Source organism: Mycobacterium asiaticum, assembly GCF_001673315.1.
Taxonomy (GTDB): Bacteria; Actinomycetota; Actinomycetes; order Mycobacteriales; family Mycobacteriaceae; genus Mycobacterium; species Mycobacterium asiaticum_B.
Map to the genome: position 1 here is coordinate 1 of NZ_LZLQ01000145.1, position 4,268 is coordinate 4,268.

The window sequence follows — 4,268 nt, forward strand, 5'->3', positions numbered from 1 at the left end:
CGCCGAGGCAAAACAACTCGACGCCGTCCTCGATCTCGTAGGCAACAGCACCATTCTCGATTCACTGGACATGCTCAAGCGCGGTGGCACAGCCTGCCTTGCTGGATGGCTCGGCGGCCTGGACCCTATCGGTGACTTCAATCCACTGTTGCGCATGGCGTCGGGTGTCAATCTGAACTTCTTCGGCAGCTTCGTCTTCGGCACTCCGGGATTCCCACTCTCAGATGTGCCTCTGCAAGACATCGCACGGCAGGTGGCGGAAGGTCGTCTCGAAGCAAAGCCGTCGCGGGTATTTTCTTTCGACCAGATCCGCGAAGCACACCGGGTGATGGAGTCGGGAGAAGCCGGCGGCAAGATGGTCGTCGTGATGGACGACGCGTAACAGGCTCCGCCGCAATGGGTTTAGCATGGCAGCAGGGGCCGCTGGCAACCGGGTCGATCGGACACTTCCTCACCGAGCAACCGTTACCGCCGCGCCTGCTGTTCGCCGAACCGCTGCGACGGCGCATGCGGGTATTCTTCGGCGAACAGTGGATAGCTGACAGCGAAGACGTCGTGCTGTTGCACGAACCAGGCCGCTATCCGGTGGCCTACTTTCCGCGCGGCGATATCCGAGCGGACACGCTGATACTCGAAGACCGGGTCACGCAGCACACGGATCTGGGTGAGACTCGCTGGTACACAGTCAGAGTTCCGCAGCACGAAGCGCGTCACAGCGCGTGGGCACACACCAGACTGCCGCAGTATGCGGGCGTATTGGACGGACGGCTGGCCTTCGCGTGGCGTGCCATGGATGCCTTCTACGAGGAAGATGAGCGCATCGTCGGGCACGCCAGCGACGCCTACCACCGCATTGATATCCGTTCGACCTCACGGCATCTTGTTGTCCGGGACGGTGACAAGGTGATCGCGGACACCCAGCGCGTCTTGGCGCTGTACGAGTCGGGTTTCGCGCCGCGCTGGTATGTGCCACGCGGGGATATCGACGAAGCCGCACTCAAACTCGTCGATGCACAGACGTTCTGCCCGTATAAGGGCATTGCTTCCTACTACGACATCGGTGCCCACAAGCGAGCGGCATGGTCCTACATCAACGCCTGGACTGAGGTGGCTCGGGTGAACAACTTCGTGTCATTCGAGCCGGACAAGATCGATGTCTATATCGATGGCAAGCAGTTGCACCTCGAGCCAGGTCAAACCGTCATCCCGCATGGTGTTGACCGCGGACTGGACACCTACGAGGTGACGCGGACCATCGGCACCTCGCGCGTGCCAGTTCAATTGGAAGAACACACCCATGGCTCGGCCTGAAAAGGTTCGGCGGTGACGAATCGACAAACCAATCCGGATCGGGTGAGGGCATTCTCCGACGGCGTGTTCGCGGTGATCATCACCATCCTGGTACTCAAACTGGACGCCCCCAGCACCGCTTCCTTCAGTGCCTTACTGCCGCTTTGGCCGACCGGACTTAGTTACGTCGTCAGCTATTTGTTCATCGCGATCGTCTGGGTCAACCATCATCACCTGTTCGGCTTCGCGGCCGCCGCGACACCCAGGTTGATTTGGTCGAATTTCGCGCATCTATTCGCGGTGTCCCTGATCCCGTTCGCCACCGAGTGGATCGCGGACAGCAGGTTGGCTTCCGCACCGGTCACGGTCTACGCGTCCATCTTCATGTTCGTCGACATCACCTACCTCGCGCTCTGTCTGGAGGCGGTCGACCGGCCCGCGCGGCTGCGAATGAGGTCGCTCGTGACGATCGGCGGGTTCGGAACGGCAGCATTAGTCGCCCTTGGTTGGCCACTGGCCGCCATGGCGTTGATATGTCTATGTTTGATCGGGTACATCAGACCCGACATCACCGCACCGAAGAAGGTCGACCAATAGCACCGCCGCCCGCTGTCCTGGTCTTCGACGTCAACGAGACTCTGCTCGACATTGGCTCGATGGCAACGTTTTTCGTCGACGTGTTCGGAGATCGGCGGGTCCTGCGGGAGTGGTTCAATCAGCTTGTCCTGTACTCGATGACGGTCACGCTGTCCGATCACTACCTCGACTTCTTCACCCTCGGGCAAGCCGTGCTGCGCATGCTCGCTGACACCTATCACGTGCGGATCACCGACGACGAGATCGACCGGTGGCGGGTGGCGCTGCGCAGCATGCCGGCTCATCCCGATGTGGTGGACGGCTTGACGGAATTGCGCGCCAACGGCTTTCGGCTGGTTACCTTGACCAACTCGCCGCACCGTGCCGGGACGCCGACACCGCTCGAGAACGCCGGACTGGCAGAGCTTTTCGAGCGACAGTTCAGCGTGGACTCCTGCGGGGCCTTCAAACCTGACCCGGTGGTCTATCGCTACGCGTGCCGGGAACTCGGGGTATCACCGGCCGATTGCATGATGGTGGCGGCGCACGTCTGGGATCTGCTCGGCGCCCGGAATGTGGGATTGGGCTCGGCGCTGATCTCCCGGCCCGGCAACCCGCCGATAGACGGCCTTCCCCGGCCGGACATCGTTGTCAATGATCTGCGCGAGCTGGCCAGACATCTGAGAAGGGACCGCGAATGAGCACGGAACCGCAGCAATTCGACGGCATCGTCCTCGGCGGCGGGCCGGTTGGTCAGAACGCCGCAGACCGGGCCCGGGCCGCGGGCCTGAGCGTCGCCGTCGTCGAGCGAGAACTGGTCGGGGGCGAGTGTTCGTACTGGGCCTGTGTGCCGAGCAAGGCATTACTGCGTCCGGTCCTGGCCGTCTCGGACGCCCGCCGGGTGGAGGGCGCGCGGGCGGCGATCACCGGTGCGATCGACGCCGCCGGCGTCTTCGGTCGCCGCGACCGGTATGTGACCAACTGGGACGACAGCGGACAGGCCGACTGGGTGGAAAACATCGGCGCCACGTTGCTCCGCGGCCACGGCAGGTTGGACGGACCACGACGGGTCTCGGTCACCACTGCCGATGCTGGACAGTTGACGCTGACGGCCCGGCACGCTGTCGTGGTCTGCACCGGCAGCAAGCCTGTACTTCCCGACCTGCCGGGCATCGTCGAAGCCCGGCCCTGGACCAACCGGCAGGCCACCGACAGCAGTTCGGTTCCGCCCCGGCTCGCGGTGATCGGCGCCGGTGGGGTTGGCGTCGAAATGGCCACGGCCTGGCAGGGATTGGGTTCTGCCGTGACGTTGCTGGTGCGGGGGTCGCAGCTGCTGCCGCGAATGGAACCGTTCGTCGGCGAACTCCTCGACCGTGGGTTGACCGCCGCGGGCATCGACGTGCGCATGGGTGTGTCGGTCCGCGCGTTGCGCCGCCCTGAGGCCGACGGGCCGGTGGTCCTCGAGTTCGAAGAAGGTGACGCGCTGGAAGTCGACGAAGTGTTGTTCGCTACCGGCCGGGCGCCGCTCACCGACGACATAGGTTTGGACACAGTCGGATTGACGCCGGGAACCTGGCTCGACGTCGATGACACGTGCCGCGTCCGCGCCGTCGAGGACGGCTGGCTGTATGCGGCCGGTGACGTCATTCACCGCGCACTGTTGACCCACCAGGGCAAGTATCAGGCCCGGATCGCCGGCGCGGCGATCGGCGCCCGCGCCGCGGGGCAGCCCTTGGACACCGCGCCGTGGGGCGTGCATGCGACCACCGCGGATCATCACGCGGTGCCGCAGGCCTTCTTCACCGACCCGGAAGCCGCCGCCGTCGGTCTGACCGCCGAACAGGCGGCTCAGGCGGGTCACCGCGCCAAGATCATCGACGTCGAAATCGGCGATCTCGTCACCGGCGCCAAGCTGTTCGCCGACGGCTACACCGGCCGCGCGCGCATGGTGGTCGACGTGGATTCGCGCCGTGTCCTGGGGGTCACCCTGGTAGGACCGGGCGTCACGGAGCTTTTGCACGCGGCCACCATCGCCGTCGCGGGTCAGGTCCCCATCGACCGCCTCTGGCACGCGGTTCCGTGCTTCCCGACCATCAGTGAGCTATGGCTGAGACTTCTTGAGGCCTACCGTGATTCGGAGTACCTGCTCGTCTAGCAGCACCGGTCTGCGTCATCCATCGCGCCCGGGCTGGGTTCCATCCCGGCCCTGACGGCGAGCGGCCGGGCAGCCTTCAGCTCTTCTGGGTTCGGACTGCTCAGCGAATTCTCAACTGATTCTTGGCAAGCGCTGTCTCTTGCCGCAGCATCCACATAGCCGCCGGCCTCAGCATGGGTACCATGACCGAGCCGTTAGGCGAGCCACTGAGTACCAGTCTGATTGAGCGCTACCTGTGTTCCCGGGG

5 protein-coding genes are annotated in these 4,268 nt (G+C 64.3%); all 5 read left to right on the forward strand.

The features are described from left to right. On the forward strand, positions 1-382 hold a 382-nt coding region (locus A5636_RS23210), incomplete at its 5' end, for a zinc-binding dehydrogenase (protein ID WP_155763969.1). 14 nt (positions 383-396) lie between these two features. Next, on the forward strand, positions 397-1,311 hold the full coding sequence (locus tag A5636_RS23215) for a DUF427 domain-containing protein (protein WP_065160985.1): 915 nt from the start codon (positions 397-399) through the stop codon (positions 1,309-1,311). Between the two features lie 12 nt (positions 1,312-1,323). Then, positions 1,324-1,887 carry a TMEM175 family protein gene (locus tag A5636_RS23220; protein ID WP_253900682.1) on the forward strand — a complete coding sequence of 188 codons (564 nt, stop codon included), beginning with the start codon at positions 1,324-1,326 and terminating at the stop codon, positions 1,885-1,887. Continuing rightward, positions 1,830-2,567: a haloacid dehalogenase type II gene (locus tag A5636_RS23225; RefSeq protein ID WP_081287957.1), complete on the forward strand. Its 738-nt coding sequence runs from the start codon at positions 1,830-1,832 to the stop codon at positions 2,565-2,567. Before A5636_RS23220 ends, A5636_RS23225 begins: the two co-directional genes overlap by 58 nt. Beyond that, entirely contained in the window at positions 2,564-4,021 is a 1,458-nt protein-coding gene (locus tag A5636_RS23230) for a dihydrolipoyl dehydrogenase family protein (RefSeq protein ID WP_065160987.1), read from the forward strand. Before A5636_RS23225 ends, A5636_RS23230 begins: the two co-directional genes overlap by 4 nt. The last annotated feature ends 247 nt before the right edge of the window (positions 4,022-4,268 follow it).

Bases quoted from the DNA above. Each gene is read 5' to 3' on its own strand.
- A5636_RS23215 (WP_065160985.1), top strand. From the start codon at position 397: ATGGGTTTAGCATGGCAGCAGGGGCCGCTGGCAACCGGGTCGATCGGA.
- A5636_RS23225 (WP_081287957.1), top strand. From the start codon at position 1,830: ATGTTTGATCGGGTACATCAGACCCGACATCACCGCACCGAAGAAGGT.
- A5636_RS23230 (WP_065160987.1), top strand. From the start codon at position 2,564: ATGAGCACGGAACCGCAGCAATTCGACGGCATCGTCCTCGGCGGCGGG.